This is a genomic window from Nocardia sp. NBC_00881 (assembly GCF_045207455.1).
In the GTDB taxonomy this organism is placed as follows: Bacteria; Actinomycetota; Actinomycetes; order Mycobacteriales; family Mycobacteriaceae; genus Nocardia.
The window spans coordinates 5,408,890-5,433,660 of record NZ_CP108798.1 but is presented as its reverse complement, the minus strand read 5'-3'; the positions used below and the strand labels follow the sequence as shown (position 1 = coordinate 5,433,660).

General features: G+C 66.2%; 24 protein-coding genes. 16 read left to right on the top strand and 8 right to left on the bottom strand.

Features of this window, described 5'->3' with window-relative positions; all coding sequences use genetic code 11:
• The first annotated feature begins 308 nt into the window (after positions 1-308).
• On the top strand, positions 309-2,204 hold the full coding sequence (locus OH799_RS23175; protein ID WP_406267799.1) for a VanW family protein: 1,896 nt from the start codon (positions 309-311) through the stop codon (positions 2,202-2,204).
• Positions 2,205-2,220: 16 nt separating this feature from the next.
• Here OH799_RS23175 and OH799_RS23170 read toward each other — a convergent pair whose 3' ends face one another.
• Both OH799_RS23170 and OH799_RS23165 read right to left on the bottom strand, forming a co-directional pair.
• Entirely contained in the window at positions 2,221-3,306 is a 1,086-nt protein-coding gene (locus OH799_RS23170) for a DUF4185 domain-containing protein (RefSeq protein ID WP_406267796.1), read from the bottom strand.
• A 180-nt stretch (positions 3,307-3,486) separates the two neighbouring features.
• Entirely contained in the window at positions 3,487-5,430 is a 1,944-nt protein-coding gene (locus OH799_RS23165; protein WP_406267792.1) for an acyl-CoA dehydrogenase, read from the bottom strand.
• A 251-nt stretch (positions 5,431-5,681) separates the two neighbouring features.
• On the opposite strand from OH799_RS23165, the gene OH799_RS23160 reads away from it, so the two are divergent.
• Complete coding sequence (locus OH799_RS23160; protein WP_406267790.1) at positions 5,682-6,272, top strand: alpha/beta family hydrolase; 591 nt, start codon at positions 5,682-5,684, stop codon at positions 6,270-6,272.
• A 65-nt stretch (positions 6,273-6,337) separates the two neighbouring features.
• Here OH799_RS23160 and OH799_RS23155 read toward each other — a convergent pair whose 3' ends face one another.
• The 3 genes from OH799_RS23155 to OH799_RS23145 all read right to left on the bottom strand — a co-directional run bounded on the left by OH799_RS23155 (position 6,338) and on the right by OH799_RS23145 (position 9,507).
• The gene (locus OH799_RS23155; RefSeq protein ID WP_406267788.1) at positions 6,338-7,012 is read right to left on the bottom strand and encodes a class I SAM-dependent methyltransferase; all 675 of its coding nucleotides are present in this window, start codon (positions 7,010-7,012) and stop codon (positions 6,338-6,340) included.
• Between the two features lie 152 nt (positions 7,013-7,164).
• On the bottom strand, positions 7,165-8,271 hold the full coding sequence (locus OH799_RS23150) for a DUF4185 domain-containing protein (RefSeq protein ID WP_406267785.1): 1,107 nt from the start codon (positions 8,269-8,271) through the stop codon (positions 7,165-7,167).
• 438 nt (positions 8,272-8,709) lie between these two features.
• Complete coding sequence (locus OH799_RS23145) at positions 8,710-9,507, bottom strand: alpha/beta fold hydrolase (protein ID WP_406267782.1); 798 nt, start codon at positions 9,505-9,507, stop codon at positions 8,710-8,712.
• Between the two features lie 133 nt (positions 9,508-9,640).
• Between OH799_RS23145 and OH799_RS23140 the strand changes: the two genes are divergently transcribed.
• From OH799_RS23140 to OH799_RS23130, 3 genes are all read left to right on the top strand, one after another.
• Positions 9,641-9,865, top strand: coding sequence for a hypothetical protein (locus OH799_RS23140; RefSeq protein ID WP_357259237.1), 225 nt, complete (start codon positions 9,641-9,643; stop codon positions 9,863-9,865).
• Positions 9,852-10,148: a hypothetical protein gene (locus OH799_RS23135; RefSeq protein WP_406267779.1), complete on the top strand. Its 297-nt coding sequence runs from the start codon at positions 9,852-9,854 to the stop codon at positions 10,146-10,148. Before OH799_RS23140 ends, OH799_RS23135 begins: the two co-directional genes overlap by 14 nt.
• A 135-nt stretch (positions 10,149-10,283) precedes the next feature.
• On the top strand, positions 10,284-10,625 hold the full coding sequence (locus OH799_RS23130) for a hypothetical protein (RefSeq protein WP_357259243.1): 342 nt from the start codon (positions 10,284-10,286) through the stop codon (positions 10,623-10,625).
• Positions 10,626-10,805: 180 nt separating this feature from the next.
• Here OH799_RS23130 and OH799_RS23125 read toward each other — a convergent pair whose 3' ends face one another.
• Positions 10,806-11,108 carry a DUF1905 domain-containing protein gene (locus OH799_RS23125; RefSeq protein WP_406267775.1) on the bottom strand — a complete coding sequence of 101 codons (303 nt, stop codon included), beginning with the start codon at positions 11,106-11,108 and terminating at the stop codon, positions 10,806-10,808.
• Between the two features lie 104 nt (positions 11,109-11,212).
• Between OH799_RS23125 and OH799_RS23120 the strand changes: the two genes are divergently transcribed.
• Positions 11,213-12,436 (top strand): acyl-CoA dehydrogenase family protein, encoded by a 1,224-nt coding sequence (locus tag OH799_RS23120; RefSeq protein ID WP_406267772.1) that lies wholly within the window; start codon positions 11,213-11,215, stop codon positions 12,434-12,436.
• Positions 12,433-13,863, top strand: a complete 1,431-nt coding sequence (locus OH799_RS23115; protein ID WP_406267770.1) for an LLM class flavin-dependent oxidoreductase — start codon at positions 12,433-12,435, stop codon at positions 13,861-13,863. Before OH799_RS23120 ends, OH799_RS23115 begins: the two co-directional genes overlap by 4 nt.
• A gap of 17 nt (positions 13,864-13,880) precedes the next feature.
• On the opposite strand, the gene OH799_RS23110 is transcribed toward OH799_RS23115, so the two are convergent.
• The gene (locus OH799_RS23110) at positions 13,881-14,363 is read right to left on the bottom strand and encodes a GAF domain-containing protein (protein ID WP_406267767.1); all 483 of its coding nucleotides are present in this window, start codon (positions 14,361-14,363) and stop codon (positions 13,881-13,883) included.
• 97 nt (positions 14,364-14,460) lie between these two features.
• Here OH799_RS23110 and OH799_RS23105 point away from each other — a divergent pair, with 97 nt between their 5' ends.
• From OH799_RS23105 to OH799_RS23070, 8 genes are all read left to right on the top strand, one after another.
• Positions 14,461-15,846 carry a styrene monooxygenase/indole monooxygenase family protein gene (locus OH799_RS23105; RefSeq protein ID WP_406267764.1) on the top strand — a complete coding sequence of 462 codons (1,386 nt, stop codon included), beginning with the start codon at positions 14,461-14,463 and terminating at the stop codon, positions 15,844-15,846.
• A gap of 140 nt (positions 15,847-15,986) precedes the next feature.
• Positions 15,987-17,102 (top strand): dimethylsulfone monooxygenase SfnG, encoded by a 1,116-nt coding sequence (sfnG, locus tag OH799_RS23100; RefSeq protein ID WP_406267762.1) that lies wholly within the window; start codon positions 15,987-15,989, stop codon positions 17,100-17,102.
• Positions 17,102-18,319 carry an SfnB family sulfur acquisition oxidoreductase gene (locus OH799_RS23095; RefSeq protein WP_406267759.1) on the top strand — a complete coding sequence of 406 codons (1,218 nt, stop codon included), beginning with the start codon at positions 17,102-17,104 and terminating at the stop codon, positions 18,317-18,319. The genes sfnG and OH799_RS23095 overlap by 1 nt, the downstream gene beginning before the upstream one ends.
• 34 nt (positions 18,320-18,353) lie before the next feature.
• The gene (locus OH799_RS23090) at positions 18,354-18,869 is read left to right on the top strand and encodes an NADPH-dependent FMN reductase (protein WP_406267756.1); all 516 of its coding nucleotides are present in this window, start codon (positions 18,354-18,356) and stop codon (positions 18,867-18,869) included.
• The gene (locus OH799_RS23085) at positions 18,862-19,377 is read left to right on the top strand and encodes a flavin reductase family protein (RefSeq protein ID WP_406267753.1); all 516 of its coding nucleotides are present in this window, start codon (positions 18,862-18,864) and stop codon (positions 19,375-19,377) included. Before OH799_RS23090 ends, OH799_RS23085 begins: the two co-directional genes overlap by 8 nt.
• Positions 19,378-19,644: 267 nt before the next feature.
• Positions 19,645-20,754, top strand: a complete 1,110-nt coding sequence (locus OH799_RS23080) for a methyltransferase (RefSeq protein WP_406267750.1) — start codon at positions 19,645-19,647, stop codon at positions 20,752-20,754.
• A gap of 451 nt (positions 20,755-21,205) precedes the next feature.
• Positions 21,206-21,994 carry an oxidoreductase gene (locus OH799_RS23075; RefSeq protein ID WP_406267747.1) on the top strand — a complete coding sequence of 263 codons (789 nt, stop codon included), beginning with the start codon at positions 21,206-21,208 and terminating at the stop codon, positions 21,992-21,994.
• Between the two features lie 684 nt (positions 21,995-22,678).
• Positions 22,679-22,852, top strand: a complete 174-nt coding sequence (locus OH799_RS23070) for a DUF6374 family protein (RefSeq protein ID WP_406267745.1) — start codon at positions 22,679-22,681, stop codon at positions 22,850-22,852.
• 180 nt (positions 22,853-23,032) lie between these two features.
• Here OH799_RS23070 and OH799_RS23065 read toward each other — a convergent pair whose 3' ends face one another.
• Complete coding sequence (locus OH799_RS23065; RefSeq protein ID WP_406267742.1) at positions 23,033-23,482, bottom strand: hypothetical protein; 450 nt, start codon at positions 23,480-23,482, stop codon at positions 23,033-23,035.
• A gap of 692 nt (positions 23,483-24,174) precedes the next feature.
• On the opposite strand from OH799_RS23065, the gene OH799_RS23060 reads away from it, so the two are divergent.
• The gene (locus tag OH799_RS23060) at positions 24,175-24,750 is read left to right on the top strand and encodes a hypothetical protein (protein ID WP_406267739.1); all 576 of its coding nucleotides are present in this window, start codon (positions 24,175-24,177) and stop codon (positions 24,748-24,750) included.
• Positions 24,751-24,771 lie beyond the last annotated feature (21 nt).

Sequence of the window (24,771 nt, the reverse complement as noted above, 5' to 3'; positions counted from 1 at the left end):
ATCTCCCTCGTAATGTGGCGAACTCTTGTGGCGAGAGGTCGTGGTCGATTGTCCCGCGTGGGTCGGATCACAATTCGCGTGACGTGTTGTAACGCCCGCTGCCCGCTGTCGGATAAACAGGTTGGCTTCGCGCAGTTGCCAGACCCCCGACCCGGCAACTGTGCGGAGCCGCTTCGCATGTTGTACCGGTTCTTTGCGCGGGGTTTGCTGCAGATTCCGCTCGCTGACGTTGTCGGCCAGGGCCACTATCGTTGGCGGGGACTTGCGTTGTGCGAGTTTCCAATTCAAAAGAATGGGGAGGACGGTTCGTGACGAGCCAGCCGAGCATCGGACCCCGCGGCCCACAATCGGGTGGTGACGTCGGCCTACGTCAGTTCCTCGGGTCGGACCCATCCCACGAATCGGACCAATCGGTCGAATGGGATGGTGGTTCGGCGCCGACCCGGCCCCTGCGAGCCGGTCGACGGCCCGTGCCGCCCGCTCCCCGCCGTGCACCCGGACGCCGTCCGCTCGCCAGCCCCCCATCCAAGCGCCCCAACATCGCTGTAGTACGCCGGGCGGGCATCGCGGTCGGCGCTGTGCTCGCGGTGGTCGGCCTCGGGTATGCGGTGGACTGGGTGCTGTCCTCGGGTGACGTGCCGCGCGGCACGGTTGTCGCCGGCGTGGACGTCGGCGGTATGGACAAGTCCGCGGCCGATGCCGCGCTGCGCGCCGAGCTCGAACCCAGATCCGGCAGGGAACTGCCGTTGCGCATCGGTGACATGCAGACCCGTCTCGTGCCCAGTGCCGTAGGGCTCGCAGTGGACTGGGACGGTACCTGGTCGCGGATCGGTACGCAGCCGCTCAACCCGATCACGAGGCTCACCTCCTTCTTCACCACCCGCGATGTCGCGATCGACAGCAAGATCGACGATCCCGCCCTGGACCGCCAGCTGACCGACCTGCGGGTATATGACCGCCCGTCGGTCGAGGGCACCATCCGCTTCGACAAAGACAGACCCGTGGCGGTGCCACCGGTTCCTGGACGGGTGCTCGACATCGCCGCCGCACGTGCGGCGCTGGTCGACAACTGGATCACCGGTGCACCGCTGGATCTCCCGGTCGTACCCGCGCCGCTGAACGTGCGTCCCGAGGCGGTCGACCGGGCGCTGCGCGAGATCGCCCAGCCCGCCGTGCAGGCGCCGATCACATTCGCCGGCAAGGGCGCGGCGGCCAGGCTCGAGCCGGAGCAGACCGCTTCGGTGCTGACTTTCGGGCCGGACGGGCAGGGCGGTCTCACCGTGACCGTCAACCAGGATGCCGCCATCGGACTGCTGGCGCCGCAGCTCACTCCCTCCGAAGTCGAGCCGAAGGACGCGACGTTCGCGCTGTCCGGCGGCAAGGCGACGGTCGTTCCCGCCGTTGTCGGCGACAAGGTCAACTGGCCCAAGACGTTAGAGCAGTTCACCGCGCTGCTGGTCGCGCCGGGCGAGCGGACGGGGCAGGCGGTCTACGAGCGGGTCGAACCGAAGATGACCACCGAAGCGGCCCAGGGCCTCGGCGTCGTCGAGACCATGGGTTCGTTCACCACCAGCGGCTTCAGCGGCCCCTCCGGCGTCAACATCCGCACGGTGGCCAGAAAGGTCAACGGTGCGATCGTGAAGCCGGGGGACACGTTCTCGCTCAACGACTTCACCGGCCCGCGTGGCACAGCCGAGGGATACGTCGAGTCCGGCATCATCGACCACGGCCGCCCGAGCACCGCGGTCGGCGGCGGCATCAGCCAGTTCGCCACCACGCTCTACAACGCCGCGTACTTCGCCGGGCTGGAGGACGGGGGCCACACCGAGCACAGCTACTACATCTCGCGCTATCCGGCGGCTCGCGAGGCCACCGTCTTCGACGGCGCGATCGACCTGAAATTCCGCAACAACACCGCTACCGGTGTCTACATCGAGGCTTTCACCACCGACTCGGAGGTCACCGTCCGGCTGTGGGGCACCAAGACGGTCGATGTCGAATCCGTCACCGGGGAGCGAGCCAAGCCGACCGAGCCCACCACCGTCACCCTCCCCAAGGGTAAGGACTGCATCGCCACCGAGGGCGCCCCGGGCTTCACCGTCTCCGACACCCGCATCATCACCGACCGCAGGACGGGACGCGAAGTCTCCCGCAAAGTCCGCACGGTCAAATACGACCCGGTGCCAGTGGTGAAATGCGAATGAGCTCCGGCGAACAGGATCAGAGTGGCGTTCGCATCAGCAGCACGTTGTATTGGGTGTGCTGGGTGACCATGAAGTAGAGATCGTTGCCCGTTTGGTACGGGAAGATCATCGGCGCGTAGGCGGTGGGCAGGGCGCGGGCGTCGATGAGGACGCGGGGCTCGCTCCACGGCCCCTCGGGGGCGGGGGCGGTGCGCATGACGACGCTGTTGGCTGGGTCGGTGGTCAGCATGACGAACTGGCCGAGGTAGTCGTTCCACATGACCGAGATTTCACCGACGCCTCCGACGATGGGGGCCGCGGTCTTGGCGTCGCTGGGTTTCCACGCGCGACCATCCCAGTACTCGTAGGCGTCGATGTCGGCGATGTCGGATTCCATGGCGCGGGAAACGAATCCTGGGTTGTTGCGCCCGGCGGGTGTGCCGTAGCGGTAGACGTAGCCGCCCGCCTTCACAAAGGCGTTCTGCTGGAATTTCTCGTGGCCGTCGACGTTGGCGCGGCGGGTTGTGGCGAGCTGAGACCAGGTGGCGCCACCGTCGCGGGAGGCGGCGAGGGTGGAGAAGTTGGTGTTCCACTTGCCGTTGTCGCCCCATTCCCGGACCGACATCAGGCTCATGTACTGGACGCCCCGTACCGAAATGCCCGCGGTCGGGATGAAACTGATTTCGATGCCAGGGATCTTGGGGCTCGGCAAGGGATTCGGCACGACATTGTCGAACACGATTCCGTCGGACGGATTGTGGTCGGAGCTGCGGAACAGCACATTGCTGGTCCAGGCCCAGATGCTGCCCGCGAGGAAGTTGGGGAAACCCAGACCGGCGCTGTCGCCGAAGGCGGTGATCATCCGGCCGCTGCCGTCGTCCCACATGATGCCGAGGTCGGTGCCGAGCACGTTGACGTTCTGGGTACGGTTCGGGCTGTCCATGCCGGTCACCTGATACACGGCCTTTGTCGGGCCGGGGAGTTCGGGCAGGCCGTGGATGCCGTTGAGCGCCGGGATCGGCATGACGTTGTTCGGGTCGGCCATGGCGGGCGCTGCCACGGCGAGTGAGAGGACCGCGGCGAGCGCGCCGGCTCTGGCGAGTGCGGACAGCGATCGAGTCATCCGGACAGTCCCTTCTCTGGCGCGGTCGGCCCCGACATTGTGCCTGCTCGCTGCCGCAATGTCCCGTACATCGGCGGGCGATCCCGGTCGTTCGGGCGATTGCTCGGGCCGGCCGCGACACGACAACGGCCCGGAGAAATCTCCGGGCCGTTGTGTCGTACGGGTTGTGCGAACGAACCGTCAGAACGCGGCTTCGTCCAGCTCCATGATGTCGTTGTCCAGGGTGGACAGCACGGAGCGAGTGGCGGTCAGCTCCGGCAGGATGTTGCGCGCGAAGAACTGCGCTACCGCGATCTTGCCCTGGTAGAACGCCTTGTCGGCACCCGAAACGGCACCGCTGCCGACTGCTTGCAGGTCGGTCGAAACGGCACCGCTGCCGACTGCTTGCAGGTCGGTCGAAACGGCACCGCTGCCGACTGCTTGCAGGTCGGTCGAAACAGCACCGTCGAGCGCCGCGATGGCGATCTCGGCCTGGCGCAGCAGCTGCCAGCCGATGAGCAGGTCGCCGACCGCGAGCAGGAACCGCACGGAACCGAGGCCGACCTTGTACAGCTCGGTCTGCTGCTCCTGAGCGCCCATCAGGTAGCCGGTGAGCGTGGCGGCCATGGCCTGCGCGTCCTCCAGCGCGGTGGCCAGCAGCTTGCGCTCGAGCTTCAGGCGGCCGTTGCCCGCCTCGGAGTCGATGAACTTCTGCACCTGGCCGAGGACATGGGCCAGCGCGACACCGCGGTCACGGGCGATCTTGCGGAAGAAGAAGTCCTGTGCCTGGATGGCGGTGGTGCCCTCGTACAGCGAGTCGATCTTCGCGTCCCGGATGTACTGCTCGATCGGGTAATCCTGCAGGAAGCCGGAACCGCCGAGGGTCTGTAGCGACTCGGTCAGGTATTGGTAGGCCCGCTCGGAACCGACGCCCTTGACGATCGGCAGCAACAGGTCGTTCACTCGCGCGGCCAGATCGGCGTCGGCGCCCGAGACGTGCTGCGCTACATCGGCGTTCTGGTGGGCGGCGGTGTACAGGTACACGGCGCGCAGGCCCTCGGCGTATGCCTTCTGGGTGGCCAGCGAACGACGCACGTCCGGGTGTCGGGTGATGGTCACGCGCGGCGCGGCCTTGTCGGTCATCTGGGTCAGGTCGGCGCCCTGGACGCGCTCCTTGGCGTAGTCGCGGGCGTTCAGGTAGCCGGTCGACAGGGTCGCGATGGCCTTGGTGCCCACCATCATGCGCGCGTGCTCGATGACGTCGAACATCTGCGCGATGCCGTTGTGCACCTCACCGACCAGCCAGCCCTTCGCCGGGACCCCGTGGCCGCCGAAGGTGACTTCGCAGGTGGCCGAGACCTTCAGGCCCATCTTGTGCTCGACGTTGGTGACGAAGGCGCCGTTGCGCTCGCCCAGCTCGCCGGTCTCGTAGTCGAAGTGGAACTTGGGCACGAAGAACAGCGAGAGGCCTTTGGTGCCAGGGCCTGCGCCTTCGGGGCGCGCCAGCACCAAGTGCATGATGTTCGGGAATAGGTCGTCGGCGTCGCCCGAGGTGATGAACCGCTTCACACCCTCGATGTGCCAGGAGCCGTCTTCCTGCTTGATGGCCTTGGTGCGGCCGGCGCCGACGTCCGAACCGGCATCGGGCTCGGTCAGCACCATGGTGGCGCCCCAGCCCTGGTCGGCGGCGATCTTCGCCCAGCCTTTCTGCTCTTCGGTGGCGTTGTTGTAGAAGATGTTCGCGAAGCCGGCGCCCGCGGCGTACATGAAGGCGGCGGGCTGCGCGCCCAGGATCAGCTCGGCGATGGCCCAGTAGGCCGCGCGCGGAACTGGCATGCCGCCGAGTTCCTCGGCGATGCCCAGCCGGTCCCAGCCGCCGTCCTGGATGGTGCGGTAGCTCTTCTTGAAGGACTCCGGCAGTGTGACCGTGTGGGTCGCGGGGTCGAAGACCGGCGGATTACGGTCGGCGTCGGCGAACGATTCACCGAGCGGGCCCTCGGCGAGGCGCCGCACCTCGTTGAGCATTTCTTTGACGGTGTCCGTGTCGAGGTCGCCATAGGCGCCGCTGTCCAGGATGGAACCGAGGCCCAGGACCTCGAAGAGGTTGAACTCCAGGTCGCGGACGTTGCTCTTGTAGTGACCCATCTCAGTACTCTCTCCGTTGAGTTCGGGTGCGGTCGGTTGGTTGCCGTTCCCGCCCGTTGTTCGCTCCACCGGGGTAGTCGTGCCGGTTTTCCGCATACTACCCGCGGGTAACTTATGGCCATATTACCGGCCGGTAATGGGGTGGCAAAGGCTCGACGGCTCAATGTGACGTGAAAAACAGTTGGTGTGCGAACCCCGCTCGTCAGGCTCGTGCTATGCGGGGGCCGAGCCGGGCTGGTTTACCGTGTGGTGTGCGAATCGAGACGAGTGCCGGACCGGCTGAGATCGAGCTCGACCAGCTCCGCAAACCCGCGTTCCTGCTGCTGCTCACGCACGGTTCCGGCGGCGGAGTCGATGCGAAAGATCTTCTCATCGTCCGTGATTCGGCGCTGCGGCTGGGCGGCGCCGTCGCCAGGGTTGTGCAACCGTATCGGGTCGCTGGTCGCCGTGCGCCCGGTTCGGTAGTCATTCAGGACCAAGCGTGGCTCGAAATCGTCGCCCACCTGCGCGGCCGCAAGCGCATCCCGGTGATCCAGGGCGGGCGCAGCAACGGAGCCAGGGTCGCCTGCCGCACGGCCGTCGCAGCCCGCGCACGCGGCGTGCTCGCGCTCTCATTCCCTCTGCATCCACCCGGAAAACCGGAGAAGTCCCGCCGCGAGGAACTCCTCGCTGCCGGCAGCATCGAGGTAGTGGTCATCAACGGCGCCAGCGACCCCTTCGGCATCCCCGACCCCGCCGACGCCGCCGAAGTCCGTGTCATCCCCGGCCAGTCCCACGCCTTCCGCGCCGGCTTCGACCTCATCGCCGACACCGTCACCCCCTGGCTCGCTCGTTGGTGCTGACCCTACGAGCGACCCATGGCCGCGGCATCGTGGAAGAAGGGTCTCCACGGCCCGCTCGTCGAAGATCAGTCGGTGGGGCGCGTGGCGATGACGAGGGCGTCGATGGCGTCGCGCGTTTCGGTCGGACGGAAGACTCGGTCCGCGATGCGGATTCGGATGCGGTGGGCGGCGGCCGCGGGGTCGAGGTCAGCGACGATATCGTCGGGGGTGAAGAGGATGCCCGGGTCCTGTGGGCCGCCGAAACCGTCGGTCAGGTTCGTGGTGTCGTGGCCGAGGACGAGCAAGGTGCCTTCCGGAGCGAGGAGGTCGGCTGCCCGGCGAACCACCGCGCGGCGCTGCTCGGCGGGCAGGTGCAGGAAGACCATCAGGACCAGCTCGAACGGGCCGGTGATGCCCGCCGCGTCCAGGTCGGTGACGTCCGCGCACTGCCAGGTGATGCGGCCGCGGACCGAGCGAGACAGTCGCGACGCCACGGTGCGGCCCTTGTCGATCCCGACCTGGGAATAGTCGATGGCGTGCACCTGCCAGCCGTGCGTCGCGAGCCAAAGGGTGTTGCGGCCCTCGCCGCAGGCGAGGTCGAGTGCGCGCGGGAACTCCGGTGGTTCGCCTTCAGGGCCGGCGGGGCGTCCCGGCGTCCGCCGCTCCAACCCGTAGACGTGCTCGACCACGGTGCTGTTCGGCGGTGCGCCCCAGACCAATTCCGTTTGCGCGTAACGCTCGTCCCAATCCGCCGCATCCATGATCCCGAGTTTATTGGCACCTGACCCGCTTCCGGCCCGCTCAGGCCGATGCCTGCGGATCCTCCCGACGATGCTCGCGCGGCGGGCCACCTCAGGTGGATGCCCGCAGTTTGCCTGTGCGTCGCCTGTCCGGACCGGGAGGGTCTCGGAAGCTACAGCGTTGTGCGCATCAAAACAACGTTGTACTGGCTGTGCACGGTGGTGAGGAAGTACAGATCGCGCCCGGTTTGGTACGGGAAAATCGATGGCGCGTACGCGGTCGGCAATTCCCTGGTATCGATCAGTACTTCGGGATCACTCCACGGACCCACCGGCGAGGACGCGCGGCGCATAACTACGGAATTGAAGGGATCGGTGGTAAGCGAGACGAATTGTCCGAGATAGGAGTTGTAGCTCACCGACAGCTCACCGACGCCCCACATGATCGGCACCGCAGCGTTCACGTCGTTCTTTCGCCAGCCCCGGCCATCCCAGTATTCGTATTCGCGGAGGTTCTCGATGTCGGTCTCGCGGACACGGGCGATGTAGGCGGCGTGGTTGCGGCCGGGGCGGGTGCCGTATTCGTAGACGTATCCGCCGTCCTTCAGGAAGGCGTTCATCTGGAAATTCGCGTTCGCGCCGTCGTTCGGTCGCCTCGTGGCCGACAGGTCGGCCCAGGTCTCGCCGTTGTCCCCAGAGGCGGCCAGGCCGGAGAAGTTGGTGCTCCACTGGCCGACGTCGTCCCAGCTCTTCACCGACATCATGCTCATGTACTGCACGCCGTTGACCGAGATTCCCGCGGTGGGGATCCGGCTGATCTCCAGGAACGGAATCTTCGGGCTGGGTATCAGGTCGCGAGCCTGGCCGAACACATCCCGGACCACGCTGTCGAAGAAGATGCCTTTGGCCGGATCCTGGGTGTGGCTGCGGACCAGGATATTGCTGCGCCAGGCCCATGCGCTGCCCGCGAGCAGGTTCGGGAAACCGATGCCGGCGCTGTCACCGAAAGCGGTGAGCATTTCGCCATGCCCGTTGTCCCACATGATGCCGAGATCGGTGCCGAGCACGTTGTAGTCCTGGGTGTTGTTCGGACTGGCCATGCCGGTCACCTGGAAGACTGCCCTGCTGCGGCCGACCAGATTCGGCAATCCATTGGTGCCGTTGAGCACCGGAATCGGATTGATCGCGTTTGGATTGGCGATGGCGGGGGTACCTGCCGTCGAGAGCAAGGCCGAGAGACCCGTCAGTGCCGAAATTAGTATGGATGCGGTCTTGGTCAATGTCTGTGAGCCCTCCGGTTTCTCGCCGAGAGCAGTGCGAAACACAGACGTCCCGCGATACACAGACCCTTCGCAGTGTGCCACGCACCACTTTTCGACTGGCTGGCAAATCGTCAGAATGCTAACAGCGAAATTGGTCGCGACACCGGCGGATCGCCAGCCGATTTCGCTGAATATTTGCTGACGGCCTTCCGGGAATCCGAGGGCTGGGTCGCGTACTCGAAGGCGCCGTGCGCGGTCGAGGCGTGCACGGCTGGGTCGAAGAGGCGCTTTGCGGCCGCGGCCGGTTCGCGATGCGGGCGGCCAGCTGGTCGGCCGCCGCGACCGGATCCGCCGTCATGTCGGTGACCAGGCCGATCCACATGGCAACCGGCGTCGACGGTATACGCGGTGGCACCATAGAACCGCAGCTCGATCCGTCCGCTGGATGAACCGACGCTACCGCTCGCGCTCGATCGTCTCGCGCAGGACCTGTGCGCAGCCGGTGGGGTCGTCGTAAAACGGGGAGTGCCCGCTCCCGTGCAGCGTGACGTGCCTGGCGTTCGGCAGCATGTCGCGTGCCCTGCGGCTCTGCGTCGCGTAGGTGAGCAGGATGTCGCGGGTGCCCCACGCGATGGTAACCGGAATATCGGCCAGCGCACCGATTTCATGCAGTTCGGCATCGGTGAACGAGGCGAGCGCCGCATCGAACCCGGTGGCGTCCACGGCGCCGGTCGCGGTATCCAGCGCCACCTGGGCGTCCAGTGCCCAGGGTTTGCCGAAGATCAGCGCCAGGAAGGCGGTCCGGCCCGCCGCCGTGCCGAGGACGTGCGGCAGTGCGGGACGCCCCGTGCGCGCGAGTGCCCGCAACTTGCCCAGTGACTGCTGGCACCAGACGCGACCCGCGGTGTCCCAACAACCGATCGGCGAGTACGCGGTGACCGAGCGCGCGAGACCGCGCGCACCCAGATTCAGTGTGATCAGCCCGCCCATCGAGTTGCCGGCCAGGTGCGGGTGATCGATTCCTTGCGCGGCAAGGAATTCGGCGAGCGCGTCGGTGAGGGTGTCGACGGTGGTGTGCGCGAGTGCTTCCGACCCGCCGAACCCGGGCAGGTCGACCGCGATGACCTCGTGTGACGTGGCGAGCGTGTCGATGATCGGTTCCCATATCTGCCACCGGCTGCCGACCCCGTGCACCAGGACGAGTGGATCCCCCGCTCCGACCCGGTGATGGTGCATCGTCGTCATGGTGGTCATCCCCACTCGTCGTCCGAATGGATCAACCGTAACAGCAGTCACCAGCCATCAGTTCGGATCCGCAGGGCTCCCCGGGAGCGCTGCCGGATAAGCGGAGGCGGTGCGGTGCCCGAGCAGCGGTACGATAATTGGTATGGCAACACGTAAGGTCACCCTTTCGCTGGACGCGGCCGCTTGGTCCTATGCCGAGCAGGCCGCGGCCCGCGCGGGTATGTCGCCCTCGGCGTGGATATCGAAGGCCGCGCGCCGCGAGGCGGTGCGCGCGGGCGTCGGTCCGGTGTCGGATGTAACCTCCGAGGCCGCCGCGGACGCGGCCGAGCTGGCGGCCGGCGAGGAGGCGATGCGTGCGTCGGGGTGAACTGTGGATCTACAACCCACATGGTTCGCCGCGTCGCCGTACGGTCGTGCTGATCAGCAGTGACGGAATCAACGATTCTCCCCGCCCGTGGTTGATCGCCGCCGAGGTGGTCGGCGAGGACCCACAGGACATTCTCGCAGTTCCGGTACAGGAGCACGGCTGGGTGCACGCGGGAAACATCGGGCGCATCTTCCGCGGTTGGCTGACCGAGCGGGTCGACGTAGTGGACACCGACACTGTGGAGCGGCTCGACACCGCCCTGCGGGCTGCGATGGATCTGTGAGACCGAATCGGCCGCTGCAACGCGTTGTGCGAGAACGTAACCGGCACCGATCGCCCCGAACGGCTACCGTCTAGCGCGGCGCGGCATTATGGTTGCCACGCCCCCGAGGTGGGAATTCGACGGAAGAGGAGTCAGGTGCGGATCTGCATGATTGCCGCTGCGCTGATCGCGCTGCCGGTGCTCGCGGCGTGCGGTAGTGACAAGGACACGGCGGCGCCCACGGTCACGCAGGCCGATCTCGCCAAGTCGCTGCATGACAAGGGCCTCAAGAGCCAGCAGCTTGCTGACTGTGCCGCGAAGGTGTTCGTGGATCAGGGGATTTCGCAGGCCGGATTGCGGGTCATGATCAGCGACAAATACGACGCGAAGGCTGCCGATCAGGAGACGCTGGGAATGAGCAAGGAGGACGCGGACAAGGCGCGTGCCGCCAGTGGTCGGATCGCCGGCGAGTGCATGTCGGCGGCACAGCCGCGCTGAGCGAGCTGCCGGCACGGTACCGGTCGAGCGCCGCCGATCAGCTTCCACGACGGCGCCGATCAGCCTCTCCGATGTGACACACGCGGGGCAGTCGCCATTACGTGATGGTTCGAGCGTGTGCCGAACTCGTCGGCAGGCCCGCAGGATGACGGATCGGCCAGGGAGCGCCCTGCCGGCGCCTCACAATGCGACGATGAGTTCGATCCGCGCGGCCGAGCCCGCTGCCAACCCCTCGGCGGCGCGTACCACCTTCTTCACGGGCAGCACATAGGTCGCGCGTGACTTGTCGGGAAACAGCGATGTCGACCAGCGGCTCTTCCCGATGACTACATGCACGCGCACCGCGCCGAAGCCGCCCGCGCGATGCGCGTAGCGTTCTTCGATCTCGTCGGCAATATCCTCGGGCAGTGATACGAAGTGCCACGCGGCCTCCCCTTGGTGTTCCCACACCTCCGCCGTGAACGAATACCGCGATCCAGCCACCCCGCGACTCTAGCCACGCGCACCGACACCAGCCGCCGCACGGCATTTCGATCGCACTGCGCGCAACCCGTGAGCGCGTCGCCGGGGTGCGCGATCGTGGGGTGATGACCACCACCGAGGCGAAACCCACCACAGACTCCGAACTGGATGCGATCTTCGAGCCGATCTTCGACCGAATCGCCCACGGCGCGGTCCCGCGCGAGATCGATCGCACGCTGCCCTTCGCGGAACTCGGCTGGTTACGCGCCGCCAAGTTCGGTGCGCTGCGCGTACCGGTCGAGTTCGGTGGGTACGGCGTCACCGTCCGGCAGCTGTTCCGGCTGCTCATCAAGCTGGCCGCCGCCGAATCGAACCTGCCGCAGGCGCTGCGCGTGCACTTTTCCTTCGTCGAGGACCAACTGCTCGCCGAGCCGGGACCGGCGCGGAATCGCTGGTTGCACGCGGTGGCCGAGGGCACGCTGGTCGGCAATGCGATCACCGAACCCGGTGTCGGCGCGGTGGACCGTTATCGGACCACCCTCACCGAGGACAGCGGCCGGTGGCTGCTCAACGGCGTGAAGTACTACAGCACAGGCTCGCTGTACGCGGACTACATCCTGGCCGCGGCCGACCGTGACGGCGAACGGGTGGGTGTGCTGGTCGACGCGAACGCCGACGGGGTGCGCCGGCACGACGACTGGGACGGCTTCGGGCAGCGACTGACAGCCAGCGGCACCACGGAATTCACCGACGTGGTGGTGACCGAGGATCGGATTCTCGGTCCTGGCTACGGCGCCCCGGGCCGGACCTACGCGACTTCGTATCTGCAGCTGGTCCAGCTCTCGGTGCTGGCTGGAATCGCCGAGCGCGCCGAGCGCGACGCCAGGGAGTGGGTCACGGCGCGCACCCGCAGCTACACGCATGCCGCCGCCGGCGTGCCGCGGCAGGACCCACTGGTGCAGCAGGTGATCGGTCGGCTGTCGGCCGCCGCGTTCGCCGCCGAGGCCGCCGTGCTGGCGGTAGCCGACCTCCTCGACGAGGTCCTCGCGGGCGGTGCGCAAGACGAAAAAGGTTTGGTGGCCGCCGAACTCGCGGCGGCGCGGGCTCAGCTCGTGGTCATCGACCTGGTGCTGCCCGCCACGACGCTGCTGTTCGAAGTCGGTGGCGCGTCGGTGGTATCGGAGCGGCTGCGACTGGATCGGCACTGGCGCAACGCGCGCACCATCTCGGTGCACAACCCGGCGATCCAGAAGGCGAGGGCGATCGGCGATCACCTGCTCAACGGCACGGAGCTGCCTTTCGCGTGGAGCGCGGGCGAACGGAAACCCACCGAGGGAGCCGCGCAGTGACCCGCCGGATCCGCTTCAATGCCTTCGACATGAACTGTGTCGCCCACCAATCCCCCGGGCTGTGGCGGCATCCCGATGACCAGTCGCATCGCTACAAGGAATTGAGCTACTGGACCGAGCTCGCGAAGCTGCTGGAGCGGGGCCGCTTCGACGGCATCTTCATCGCGGACGTGCTCGGCACCTATGACGTATACGGCGGCAGCGACATCGCCGCGCTGCGCCAGGGCGCGCAGATTCCGGTGGCCGATCCGCTGCTACTGGTCTCCGCGATGGCCGCGGTGACCGAGAACTTGGGATTCGGCATCACCACCGGCACCGGGTTCGAGCATCCGTTCCCGTTCGCCCGGCGGTTATCCACGCTCGATCACCTCACCGGAGGGAGGTTGGGCTGGAACGTAGTGACCGGATACCTGCCTTCGGCGGCGCGCAATTTCGGCGCCGCCGATCAGCTGGACCACGACGAGCGCTACAACCAGGCCGATGAGTACCTCGAGGTGCTTTACAAGCTGTGGGAAGGTTCGTGGGAGGACGACGCGGTGGTTCGCGACGCCGAACAGGGGGTCTACGTCGACCCCGCCAAGGTCCATCACATCGGTCACCGCGGGAGGCACTACACCGTGCCGGGCATCCATCTCTCGGAGCCGTCGCCGCAGCGCACGCCGGTCATCTACCAGGCGGGCGCGTCGCCGCGTGGCGTCCGCTTCGCGGCCGAGAACGCCGAGGCCATCTTCATCGCGGGACCGTCGAAACGAGTGCTCACACAGACGGTTTCTCGGATCAGGGACGCGCTGGAGGCGGCGGGCCGCGACCGTTATGCGGCGCGGGTCTATGCCCTCGCCACGATCGTCACCGACGTCACCGACGAGGCGGCGCGGCGCAAGCACGAGGAGTACCTGTCCTACGCCAGCGTCGAGGGCGGATTGGTGTTCATGTCGGGTTGGATGGGCATCGATCTGTCCGGCTACGACCTGGACGACCCGATCGGCCAGGTGGAGAGCAACGCGATCCAGTCGGCGGTGGCGGCGTTCCAGGAATTCGACGACGACGGCCGGGAATGGACCGTGCGCGACATCGGCCGGTGGGCCGGAATCGGCGGCATAGGACCGGTTTTCGTCGGCTCGGGGGAGACGGTCGCCGACCGGCTGCAGGAGTGGGCAGTGGAGACCGACCTCGATGGATTCAACCTCGCCTACGCGATCACGCCAGGGACCTTCCAAGACATTGTCCAGCACGTGGTTCCGGTACTCACCGCACGTGGCGCCTACGCCGAGGACTACCTGCCGGGAACGCTGCGCAACGCATTGTTCGGCGCGGGCGATCGGTTGCCCCCCGAACATCGTGGTGCGCGGTACCGTCTGGGCGGACCGGGATCGACGGCATTGCCGGACTCGGTCTCACGGTCCGGCGCGGCGATCGCGAGCCCGTAGCCGCCCCGGATGACAAATCACGTCGCGGCGAGAAAGACCTGTGCCACCGATTCCAGCCCGGCACGATCGATGTCGTCGAAGCGTCCCGGCTGCGGACTGTCCAGGTCGAATACGCCGACGAGTTCTCCGCCGCGAATCAGCGGGACGACAATTTCCGAGCGGGTATCGGCATCGCATGCGATATGCCCGTCGAATGCGTGCACGTCCGGCACGAGTTGAGTTTCCCCGGTCTGCGCGGCGGTTCCGCACACGCCTTTCCCGAGGCCGATTCGCACGCACGCCGGCTTTCCTTGAAACGGTCCAACGACCAGTTCGTGGCCGTCATAGAAATAGAAACCGACCCAATTCACCGCGGACAGCGCGTGAAACACCAGCGCGGAAAGATTGGCGGCGTTGGCGATGCGGTTCGCCTCGCCCGCCACCAATGCCTCGGCCTGCGTCACCAGCTGGTGGTACTGCTCGATACGGTCTCCGGTCGGATCGGCGGCAATGAACGACATGTCCCGAATGGTACGCGCCCCCAATTCGCCCGCCGCCCATTGATTCTCGCTGATCGCAACCCTCGGGACAGCGAGGCCCGGCCCGCATCATCCCTACATGACATCGCAGCAATCCGTATTCCGTTCCACCCGTTCCGCCGCGGTAATCGGTGCCGGGCAAGCCGGCGTCACCGCGGCGCTCGGACTACTCGACGCCGGGTTCACCGTCACCCTCTACAGTGAGCGCGATCAACGCGCGCTGCGCGACGACGTTCCCGCGACCGGCACAGCACTCGAATTCGGTGAGACCCAGCAGGCCGAGGCCGCGCTCGGCTTGGACAGCTATACCGCGCGCGCCCCACGGCACACCGGCCTAAGCGTGCGCATCGCCGGACCCGACCGCGCCGAATTGATCCAATTCGACGGCCATTTCGACGGATACGTCGGTGTCGCGGTCGATACCCGATTGAAGGTCGACGAGCGGCTCACCGCGTTTCTGGAGCGCGGCGGCCGGTTCGTCGTCGAGCAGGTCACGCCGGAAACACTCGATCCCATCGCCGCCGCCAACGACCTGACCCTGGTCGCGACCGGACGCGGTGGGCTGTCCGACCTGTTTCCGATCGATGCCGCGCGCACACCCTACGACGCCCCGCAGCGCTCGCTGTTGACTGTCGTCGTGACCGGAATCGGACACGACGACAGCGTTTTCGCGCATCGCAGTGTCGCCGGCGGCGCGCACAGCGGCTTCTCCATCTTCGCCGACCAAGGCGAGGGCTGGTGGGGGCCATACCTGCACAAGGACGCCGGTCCGAGCTGGGCGTTCCTCGGCTGGGCCCGGCCGGGCAGCGAGTGGGAGAAGCGCTTCGCCGCGGCGGACTCGGCCGAATCGGCGCACCGCGTCGTGCAAAACCTCTACCGAGACTTCATCGACTGGGATCTTCCTGAGGTGCTGGCCACGAAGACCATCCCCGAGGACCCGCACTCGTGGCTGAAGGGCGCGGTGCGCCCGGTCGTGCGCTCCGGTGTCGGACGCACCGCGGGCGCGCACGTGGTGGCCTCGCTCGGTGACACCTCCGTCGCTTACGACCCGATCGCGGGGCAGGGCGCACAGAGCGGCCTGATCCAGGCCCAGCGTCTCGTCGCGGCGGCGGCCGTGCACCAGGGGCCGTTCGATGAGGTATGGATCGAGCGTCAGTACGCGGCGTTCCTCGCGGCGCGCGCTGACGCGGCCGACAAGGTGACCCGGCTGTTCCTCGGCGATCCCGAACTGGCCGATATCGGCAACGCGCTGTTCGCCGCGGCGAGCGTGGAACCGACATTCGCCTCGGCGCTCGTCGGCCTGCTGCACCGCCCCCAGCCGTTCCTTCCGGTCGATTCGCTGGACGCGGCCAACGAATTCATCACGAAGGTCACCGGTGAAGACGCGGCGGTGCTGCTCGGGCGATTCGCGCCCGCGGGGAAGTTCACCAGGTCCACCTTCTCGAAGGTCCTCGCCGACGCCTGAGCTCGGCCGCCGATCCGATCCGGCAGATTCAAACCCTCGTGCCGGTCGGGTGGCGGTGCTGGAGTAGAGGGAGCGCCGGGCGCATGGGTTGTGCCCGGCCTCCGATCCGACGGCTACCCCCCGAACACCATGGAGCAGCTATGACTACGGAGCAGATCGCCGAGCAGATCCGGTTCGCCTATTGGGTGCCCAATGTCAGCGGGGGACTGGTCACCAGTGCTATCGAACAGCGCACCGGCTGGGACTTCGAGTACAACAAGAAACTCGCGCAAACCGCGGAGAACAACGGTTTCGACTACGCGCTCTCACAGGTTCGCTACACCGCCTCCTACGGCGCCGAATACCAGCACGAGTCCACGTCGTTCAGTCTGGCTCTGCTGGGCGCGACCGAGCGGCTGAAAGTGATCGCCGCGATCCACCCTGGGCTCTGGCATCCCGCCGTCCTCGCCAAGTTCGGCGCCACCGCCGACCACCTGTCCAACGGCCGGTTCGCCATCAATGTCGTATCCGGCTGGTTCGCGGGAGAATTCACCGCGCTCGGCGAGCCATGGCTCGAGCACGACGAGCGATACCGGCGCAGCGCCGAATTCCTCGAGGTGATCCGCAGGATCTGGACCGAGGACAACGTGAACTACGGCGGCGACTTCTACCGCATCCGCGATTTCACGCTGAAGCCGAAGCCGCTGAACACCGCCGAGCGCCCGAATCCTGAGCTCTTCCAAGGTGGTAACTCCACCGCGGCCCGGCGCAACGGCGGACGCTTTGCCGACTGGTACTTCTCCAACGGCAAGGACTACGACGGCGTCACCGAACAGCTCGACGATCTGCGTGCGGTGGCGCGTGCCAGCGATCGCGAAGTGAAGTTCGGGCTCAACGGCTTCATCATCGCCCGCGACACCGAGCGGGAAGCCCGCGACACTCTGCGCGAGATTATCGAGAAGGCGAACAAGCCTGCGGTGGAGGGTTTCCGAGACGCCGTTCAGCAGGCGGGCGCGTCGACCAAGGACCGCAAGGGCATGTGGGCCGACTCGGCATTCGAAGACCTGGTGCAGTACAACGACGGCTTCCGCACAAAGCTGATCGGCACGCCGGAACAGGTGGCCGAACGGATCGTCGCCTACAAGCAGCTCGGTGTGGATCTGATCCTCGGCGGCTTCCTGCACTTCCAGGAGGAGATCGAGTACTTCGGTGCGAAAGTCCTCCCGTTGGTTCGCGAGCTGGAAACCGCGCAGCGGCGTGTCGCGGCGGTCAGCTGATGACCGCGGTCGCCGCCGACCGCATTCTGTCGGTGGCGCAGGCTTTCTCGGTCGCGGAGCGGCTCGCGGCGGACTTCGCGTCGGGGGCCGCCGCGCGGGATCGGGATCGAACGCTGCCGCATGCGGAGATCGACCGGCTCGCGGCCAGCGGCCTGCTCGCCATCACCGTGCCCACCTTCTACGGCGGCGCCGGTTCGGCCCCGAGCGTTGTCGCGGAGGTGGTGCGGATTCTCGCCACCGCCGACCCCAACATCGCCCAGATCCCGCACAGCCACTTCGTGTATCTGAATCTGCTCCGGCTCGCTGGTTCGGCGGAGCAGCGCGAGCGGTACTTCAGCCGGGTGCTCGATGGTGCACGGATCGCGAACGCGCAGTCCGAGCGCGGCGGTGCGACCATCGCCGAAATCTCGACCACATTGCGGCCGGTCGGCGACCGGTTCCGTGTCGACGGCGTGAAGTACTACTGCACCGGATCGCTGTTCGCCGACCTGCTCGCCGTGCTGACCAGGCTGGACGACCCGGAGGGGCACAGCGGGCTGGAGCCGGGGGAGTACATCGCCTACCTTCCGGCGAGCACTCCCGGGGTGCGGATCGTCGACGACTGGAACGGCATCGGGCAGCGCACCACCGGTAGTGGAACGGTGTCCTTCGAGGGTGTGGTCGTGGACCGCGGTCAGGTGGTTCCCAGGGCGGGTGCGGTGCACGCGCCGAAGGGTTACGGCGCGTTCGCCCAGCTGCTGCACGCCGCCGTCGACGCGGGCATTGCGCGCGGAGCACTCACCGCGGCAACGGAGTTCGTGCGCACGAGAAGTCGTCCGTGGTTCGAGGCGGGCGTTGCCGATGCGGTCGACGACCCGTTGCTGATCCAACGCTTCGGTGAACTGTCCGTCGCGGTGACCGCCGCCGAGGCGACGTTGTCGGCCGCGGGACGGTCGGTCGACGCGGCCACCCGGACCCAACCCGGCGCCGATCGCGCGGCACAGGCATCCCTGGCGGTCGCGACCGCCAAGGTGCTCGCCGATCGCGCGGCCAACGACGTTTCCGCCGCGCTGTTCGAGGTCGGCGGCACGCGCAGCGCCGCGGCGGATCTGAACTTGCACCACTTCTGGCGCAACGCGCGCACACATACTCTGCATGACCCTGTGCGCTGGAAGTACCAGCACATCGGCCGTGCCCTGCTGCACGATACGGCGCCGCCGTTGCACGGCGTGCTTTGACCGCCGAACAGCATGCGAGCGAAAGGATACGAAAGTGACAGTGGCCGTTGTCGTCGGGAATCCGAAGCCCGCCTCCCGCACCCTGACCGCGGCCACACTGGTGGCGAAGGGGCTGCGCCCCGAGGCCGAGCCCACTGTGATCGATCTCGTGACGTTGGGACCGGGTCTGCTCGGCTGGGGTGACCCAGCGGTGGCCGAGGCGGCGCGCACCGTGGCGGACTCGGAACTCGTGGTGTTCGCCAGCCCCACCTTCAAGGCGACATACACCGGACTACTGAAGTTGTTCCTCGAGCAGTTCGACGGCGGCACCGGGCTCGCGGACGTGCTCGCGGTTCCGGTGATGCTCGGCGCGGGACCAGGCCACGCCCTGGCTCCGGACCTGCTGCTCAAACCCGTGCTGGTCGAGATCGGAGCCACGGCCGCCCTGCCGGGGCTCTACCTGTCCGACCGCACATTCCATGAGGACGGCGAGATCGACCGGTACAGTGATCGATGGCGCTCTGTCGCCCAGGCACTGACCACCAGCTCGAAGGCTGAGAATCATGCATGACCAGTTCGAATTCCCTGCCGACGGAGCAGGTCTCCGTCGTGCGTTCGCCAATTTCCCCAGCGGTGTCGTCGCGGTGTGCGCCGAAATCGACGGGACTCCATATGGTCTCGCCGTCAGCACTTTCGTCCCTGTTTCGCTCGACCCGCCCCTGGTCTCGTTCTGCGTGCAGAACTCCTCAGCGACCTGGCCCAAGCTCGCTGCCGCGAGCCACCTCGGCCTGAGCCTGCTCGGTATCGACCAGCAGGCCGCTGCCCGCTCGCTCGGCGCTCGCGACGGCGACCGCTTCCGCGACGTCGATCTGCGCCGCGGCTCCGGCGACGCCGTCTTCATCGAGGGCGCCTCCGCCTGGATCGAGGGCGTCCCGGAAGCCAACGTTCCCGCGGGCGACCACGCCGTCGTCATCCTGCGCATCCACCGCATCGCCACCCGCGCCGACGTAGACCCCCTTGTCTTCCACGGTAGCCGCTTCCGCCGCCTCCACGCCGAACCCACGAATGGCGCAGCCTGACCACCCGCGAGCGGACCCGATTCGGGTCTCGCGCGCCGGGGGCGGGTCGGCTGTGCTGCCGTGCTCACGCTGTGAGAGACTCACATGTCTCTCTGAAAGGCCTGGTCATGACCCTCGGCATGGTTCTCGGCGACTCCCCGCGCACTTCGGCGCGGGTATAGAACAGCTTTGAGCTGATTCCTGTGTGTACACCGCACAGGTCTTTTTCGCGACTCCTCGTCGAAGTACTTTTCGCATCTTTGCACGTTCGATCACGAGGAGTATCCGGTGTCCACCGTTTCCTGGAGCGAAGACAACACGCACCGATCCGCTCGCTGGCATTCCGAAAGTACCGCGCCGCCACCGGATTCGGTGGTCATCGCCGACGACCGGACGACCGCCGACGCCGCATGCCGCCTGGCTCGGGCGGGAACAGCCTTGCTGTGGCGGGGTGACTTCCACAATGCCAAGCAACTGTTGCAGGCGATGGGTAGGCGGGTCGATCGCAACGTCGTGCTCGGTGCCGATCCGGCCGAAGCGTTCCGCCGGCATCGTGCGGCGCGGCACCGCCGTGCGCGCGTTCTCGGCAAGCTGCTCGTTCTCCTCGAGGACGATCATTCGCTGGAGCTGCGCCGCGCTCCCGATGTGCGGAGGGCATGCCGGGAGGCATACGGCGTGCCGCACGGGTGCACGGTAGTCGCGCTCACCGAGTTGCTCGGTGTCCTGGGCGCGCAGCAGTGGCGAGAAAAGGGCGTGTACGTGCCCGCCCTCGGCGCCCGTATCCATCCGCACTACGGCGTGTTCTCCCCGGTTCGCGGCGAGTATGTCGATCTCGTCGCGCGGGCGCCACTGCCGGGCGAGGTCCACACGGCATTCGATCTCGGCACCGGGACGGGCGTGCTCGCCGCCGTGCTGGCGCGTCGAGGGGTCACCCGAACCAAAGCCACCGACAGCAGTACCCGCGCCCTGGCCTGTGCCCGCGCCAATCTCGATCGGTTGGGATGCACGTCGGTCGACGTCGAGGGCCCGACGCTGTTTCCGGACGGATACGCCGACCTCGTCGTCTGCAATCCACCATGGATCCCGGCCACGCCGACCTCAGCGTTGGAAAGCGGTGTGTACGACGAGAACTCGTCCATGCTGCACGACTTTCTTTCCGGCCTCCGCGCACACCTCCGCCCAGGTGGCGAAGGCTGGCTGGTTCTCTCCGACCTCCCCGAACACCTCGGTCTCCGAACCCGCCGCGAACTGCTCGAGCGCATCGCCGCCGCAGGCCTGCACATAGCCGCCCAACTCGACACTCGCCCCACCCACCCCCGATCCCACAACCCCACCTCACCCCTCCACACCGCCCGCGCAGCCGAAACTACCTCCCTCTACCGTCTGCTGCCCCGTTGAGCGGCACACCATGGAGGCGCCTCTCGCGATTTGCCTCACCCATGTGCCACTCGTCGGCATGGTCGCCAGGAAACGCGGCCCAGAGGTCGGAGACGAAGTCGCCGTTGCGCACCCTGAGCGGGCGCAGTAACGGATAAAATCGCGGTCCGCGCCCACTACGCCGAATCGACCGAGCGGGTCATACCCGGCCACGTGACTGCGCGGATCCGCGCCGCGCGTCCGGCACCGGCTACGCGCCGATGTACCGGCCCGCGATTGCCGACCTGGGCCGGATTCTGGACGGGCTACGGCCGAACGGGGACGTGTAGCTGTCAGTTGTGGGAGGATCGACGCCGTGATCGACTGGCTCGCAACGTATTTCGCACCGACGGTGTTGAAAGGCTACTTCCTGCTCGCTCAGCCGACCTTTTCACACCCTAATTGTTGATCTGAAGGTCGAAAGGAAAACCTCATGGACCTCGGACTTGCCGGCAAATCCGCCGTAGTCACTGGAGCGAGCCGCGGAATCGGTCTAGCCGTCGCGGCAGCCTTGTCGGCGGAAGGGGCACGGGTGCTGGGCACGGCTCGCACTATCTCTCCGGAGCTGGAGAAGGTCAGTGTGGCAACTGTTTCCGCTGATCTGTCGGCGCCCGAGGGTGCGACCGCAGTGGTGGACGCGGCGCTTTCGGAACTCGGTGGAATAGATATCCTCGTCAACAACGTCGGTGGCGGCGACGCCCAGGAACTCGGCTTGGGCGGCTTCCTCGACATCGACGACCGGCAGTGGCGAAACCTCTTCGATCTCAACCTCTTCAGCGCCATCTGGGCCACGCGGGCAGCGTTGCCCAGCATCCTCGAGCGACGAGGCGCGATCGTCAACGTGTCCTCGATCTTCGCGCAGGTACCAGCGATGGGACCGGTAGGTTACAGCGAAGCGAAGGCCGCGCTCACCAGCTTCGGCAAACGGCTCAGCGAGGAATTCGGCCCGCAGGGTGTGCGTGTGAACACCGTTTCCCCCGGCGTGGTCGGCACCCCACTGTGGCGTGGCGTCGACAGCTTCGGTGCGATGCTCGCGGCGGCCAACGATACAAAGCACGACGAGTTCCTCGCCGCCATTCCCGAGCTGTTCTCCATTGCCTCGCTCCGGATCTCCGAGCCCGAAGAAGTTGCCGCGCTGATAACGTTTCTGGTGTCAGACAAGGCCGCCAACATCATCGGCGCCGACTATGTCATCGACGGCGGCACCCTGAAGAACGGGTAGACCCCGGCCGCGACGAAACGTCAGCTCGTGGCTGGAACAGCCACGAGCTGTTCGGGCTGCCGTGGGTGTCACTTCGGCACGCCTAGAAAGTCTGCCAGTAAAAGACCGGATGAAGGTCTCGCCATCCGAAACCGTGGCTGCGGACGTTTTCTCCCCATCTTGTCCCATCACTTTTCGGTGCGCTGTTTGTTGCGGCGCTCGTCAGGGTATGAGGCGGTTGGGCATCGCGCCTGGTCCACGGTATTCAGCTGGATAATTGCCGCTCGACCAGCGTGACAGGGTTTCGATGTACCACGTCGAGAATTGGAGGTTCAATGAGTATTTCAGTGGGCCCGCCGATAGTATTCGTCGTGTCGGACGTTTACGTCAGCGTAGGCGACACCATTAGTCCACGCCAGAAGTACTTGAGCATTCAGGTAGACGGTCAATCCGGCCAAATAGATTTGCTGTGGTGTCAGACGAATTCAACAGTCACTCAAATAGCAGCGAAGGGTCATGAGATTGATCTGATTAATAATCCGGATGACTTGTTGATTTCCGTCGAATAGTAAGGCGCAAGGCGCGTAGGAAACGGGGATTGCGCGGTGCCCATCCGTCCTGGCCTGTCGATGCGCCGCAAACGTTGCCACGTGCCACGACGTGTGCGTGGCGGTGTTTGTCGGCGCACAGTGGTAAAACCAGAGAATGTCCGATCAGACCCGGTTTGCTCGACTGGCACTCGACCAGGTGGCCGCTGAGCTGGACCAGACTGCTTTTCGAGGCGGCTACCTCACGCCGGACCGGATGCGGTTCCTCGCGACGAAGGTCCGGGACTCGGTGGCGGTCTACAACGCGGCTGCCGGATTCGCCGATGTCTAGAGTCAAGATCATGGCAGGAACTGGCTGTTCACAAGGTTGGTGCCGGGACGCAAGACCCCTTTCAGACTGCGCGCTCATGCCGAGGGGCGTGTGGTTACAGTGGCAGTCGTGGGCGCGCGAGGAGCACTGTCCGGAAGGAACCGGGTACCTCAGTGATGCCGGCTGGCACGGTGCTGTAGATCAGTCCTTCCTTTGCCGGAAACCGAGTATGGATCTACGGAGACCGCTGAACGCATAGCCGGCCGCCCACACTGAAATCAAAATGAGAACAACGAACATCGGTAGCCAGCTGCCCTTATGGTGATCGACGCTCCACCAGACCACCGTAAACAGAATCGCGCAGATAAATAGCAGGATGTCGCGCAAGCCGCCGCGATAGGAGGCGGCCGCTGTGCGCAGCGGCCGGTATCGGTTGACGGTCGCGACCAGGTCGTCGATGCGACTATCGATGCTCCGTTGGAGTTCGGCTCGCCGCTCCACCTCCTCCGGAGGTAGGTGGTCCAGCAGTTCCATATCCTGCTTGATCGTCTTGCGGACATCCGGGCCCCTCAGATATCCCGCCGCTGCACCGAGAGCCAATCCACCGGCGAGGGGTGCGATCCCCACGGCAAGGTCAGCCAAAGCGGGCATGCTTCCTCCTTAACCACCCCATCAATGTCGCGGCAAGCACCAGTGTCTCGAATATCGGTCTCGAACATGACCGGCGGGCCGTCCGAACCAGTCGATCTCGGTAACCGTGATCATCCGGTCGTCGGTCACCCACTCGGCATAGCCGTCCGTCCACGGTGGTGGTCACGAACGGCAGACCCTTCAGCGCGTCATCCATCGGCGTCCGGCCTACCCGGACGCGAGTCGGGACAGCGGGACCGCCGCCCAGTAGTCCTCTCGCACCGGTCCCGCAGGTGAACGTGGCTGTCACGCTCGCTATCAAAACTCCATTTTGCTTGTGATCTTTCCGCAGAGCTATAACAATTATCTCTCCAATCGGAGGCAGATACGTCAATGTTCCGTCTCGTTCGTTGGCGCCACGGAGTCCAGCCCGCCATTGCGCGGAAATGTCGTGAGGAGGCGGGAATCCGTGAGAGTTGCGACTTTTGTCTTCACGTCAGGGGAAACGCCGTGAGCGACGGATCGATGTGGAAGACTCGATCGCGACGGGCGGCTCCACACAGACGGAGACCCTCGTAGGTGACGAGAAGCCTTGTTCTCGTTGCCGGCTATCAGGATCTGGTACTTCGAAACCCCTTGCTGGTCTGGTTCATGAACCGCACGGGTGAGGGTGAGTCACACGTCAGAAGTGACCGACTACGAAGGAGATAGCCATGGCGAGTACGCAACAGGCAACGCCGGCCAGACGGCCACGAAAGGGTAAGAAGAGCGGGCCGGTGACCGAGTATTGCGCCTTGTGGCATATAAAGCCCGGACATGCCGAGCAGGTGATCGATGAGATTGCGGCGGGCCTGTCGAGCCGGGGGGATGTACGGGACATGTACAAGAAGATCGGCGTTCACGACGCCAGGTATGTGGTCCTCGACAACGGCACGAGACTTCTCATCACGATCAGCTTCGACCTGGATTTCGACCCCTACTTCGACGACGCCATCGCATCCCTCGTCGGCGGCGACAAGAGCCAGATCAAGTTCGGCTGGATGAATCACCTTGTGGAAGCACCCGAAGGCGGCTACGACTCCATGTCGTGGGAGGCGTTCAAGAATTGGCTGGTCGAGACCCAGACGGAAGCCGACATCTTCGCCAATACCAACGATGCGACCGTGCAAGAGATCGACAAGGCGCTGCGTGTGCAGCAGGCGTTCCAACAGGTGCTCGACCACCCCGAGGCCGCGCAGGCGCTCCAGCACCCGGCGTTGAAGCCGCTGCTGGAGGAAGCGGCGGGCTGAACTCGCACGGCGGAACGGTTG

What these genes read in the sequence shown, in the direction of transcription:
- OH799_RS23165 (WP_406267792.1), bottom strand. Translation starts at nt 5,430, where the DNA reads ATGGGTCACTACAAGAGCAACGTCCGCGACCTGGAGTTCAACCTCTTC.
- OH799_RS23060 (WP_406267739.1), top strand. Translation starts at nt 24,175, where the DNA reads ATGGCGAGTACGCAACAGGCAACGCCGGCCAGACGGCCACGAAAGGGT.
- OH799_RS23065 (WP_406267742.1), bottom strand. Translation starts at nt 23,482, where the DNA reads ATGCCCGCTTTGGCTGACCTTGCCGTGGGGATCGCACCCCTCGCCGGT.
- sfnG (WP_406267762.1), top strand. Translation starts at nt 15,987, where the DNA reads ATGACTACGGAGCAGATCGCCGAGCAGATCCGGTTCGCCTATTGGGTG.
- OH799_RS23110 (WP_406267767.1), bottom strand. Translation starts at nt 14,363, where the DNA reads ATGTCGTTCATTGCCGCCGATCCGACCGGAGACCGTATCGAGCAGTAC.
- OH799_RS23095 (WP_406267759.1), top strand. Translation starts at nt 17,102, where the DNA reads ATGACCGCGGTCGCCGCCGACCGCATTCTGTCGGTGGCGCAGGCTTTC.
- OH799_RS23075 (WP_406267747.1), top strand. Translation starts at nt 21,206, where the DNA reads ATGGACCTCGGACTTGCCGGCAAATCCGCCGTAGTCACTGGAGCGAGC.
- OH799_RS23145 (WP_406267782.1), bottom strand. Translation starts at nt 9,507, where the DNA reads ATGACCACCATGACGACGATGCACCATCACCGGGTCGGAGCGGGGGAT.
- OH799_RS23070 (WP_406267745.1), top strand. Translation starts at nt 22,679, where the DNA reads ATGTCCGATCAGACCCGGTTTGCTCGACTGGCACTCGACCAGGTGGCC.
- OH799_RS23140 (WP_357259237.1), top strand. Translation starts at nt 9,641, where the DNA reads ATGGCAACACGTAAGGTCACCCTTTCGCTGGACGCGGCCGCTTGGTCC.
- OH799_RS23085 (WP_406267753.1), top strand. Translation starts at nt 18,862, where the DNA reads ATGCATGACCAGTTCGAATTCCCTGCCGACGGAGCAGGTCTCCGTCGT.
- OH799_RS23120 (WP_406267772.1), top strand. Translation starts at nt 11,213, where the DNA reads ATGACCACCACCGAGGCGAAACCCACCACAGACTCCGAACTGGATGCG.
- OH799_RS23155 (WP_406267788.1), bottom strand. Translation starts at nt 7,012, where the DNA reads ATGGATGCGGCGGATTGGGACGAGCGTTACGCGCAAACGGAATTGGTC.
- OH799_RS23170 (WP_406267796.1), bottom strand. Translation starts at nt 3,306, where the DNA reads ATGACTCGATCGCTGTCCGCACTCGCCAGAGCCGGCGCGCTCGCCGCG.
- OH799_RS23105 (WP_406267764.1), top strand. Translation starts at nt 14,461, where the DNA reads ATGACATCGCAGCAATCCGTATTCCGTTCCACCCGTTCCGCCGCGGTA.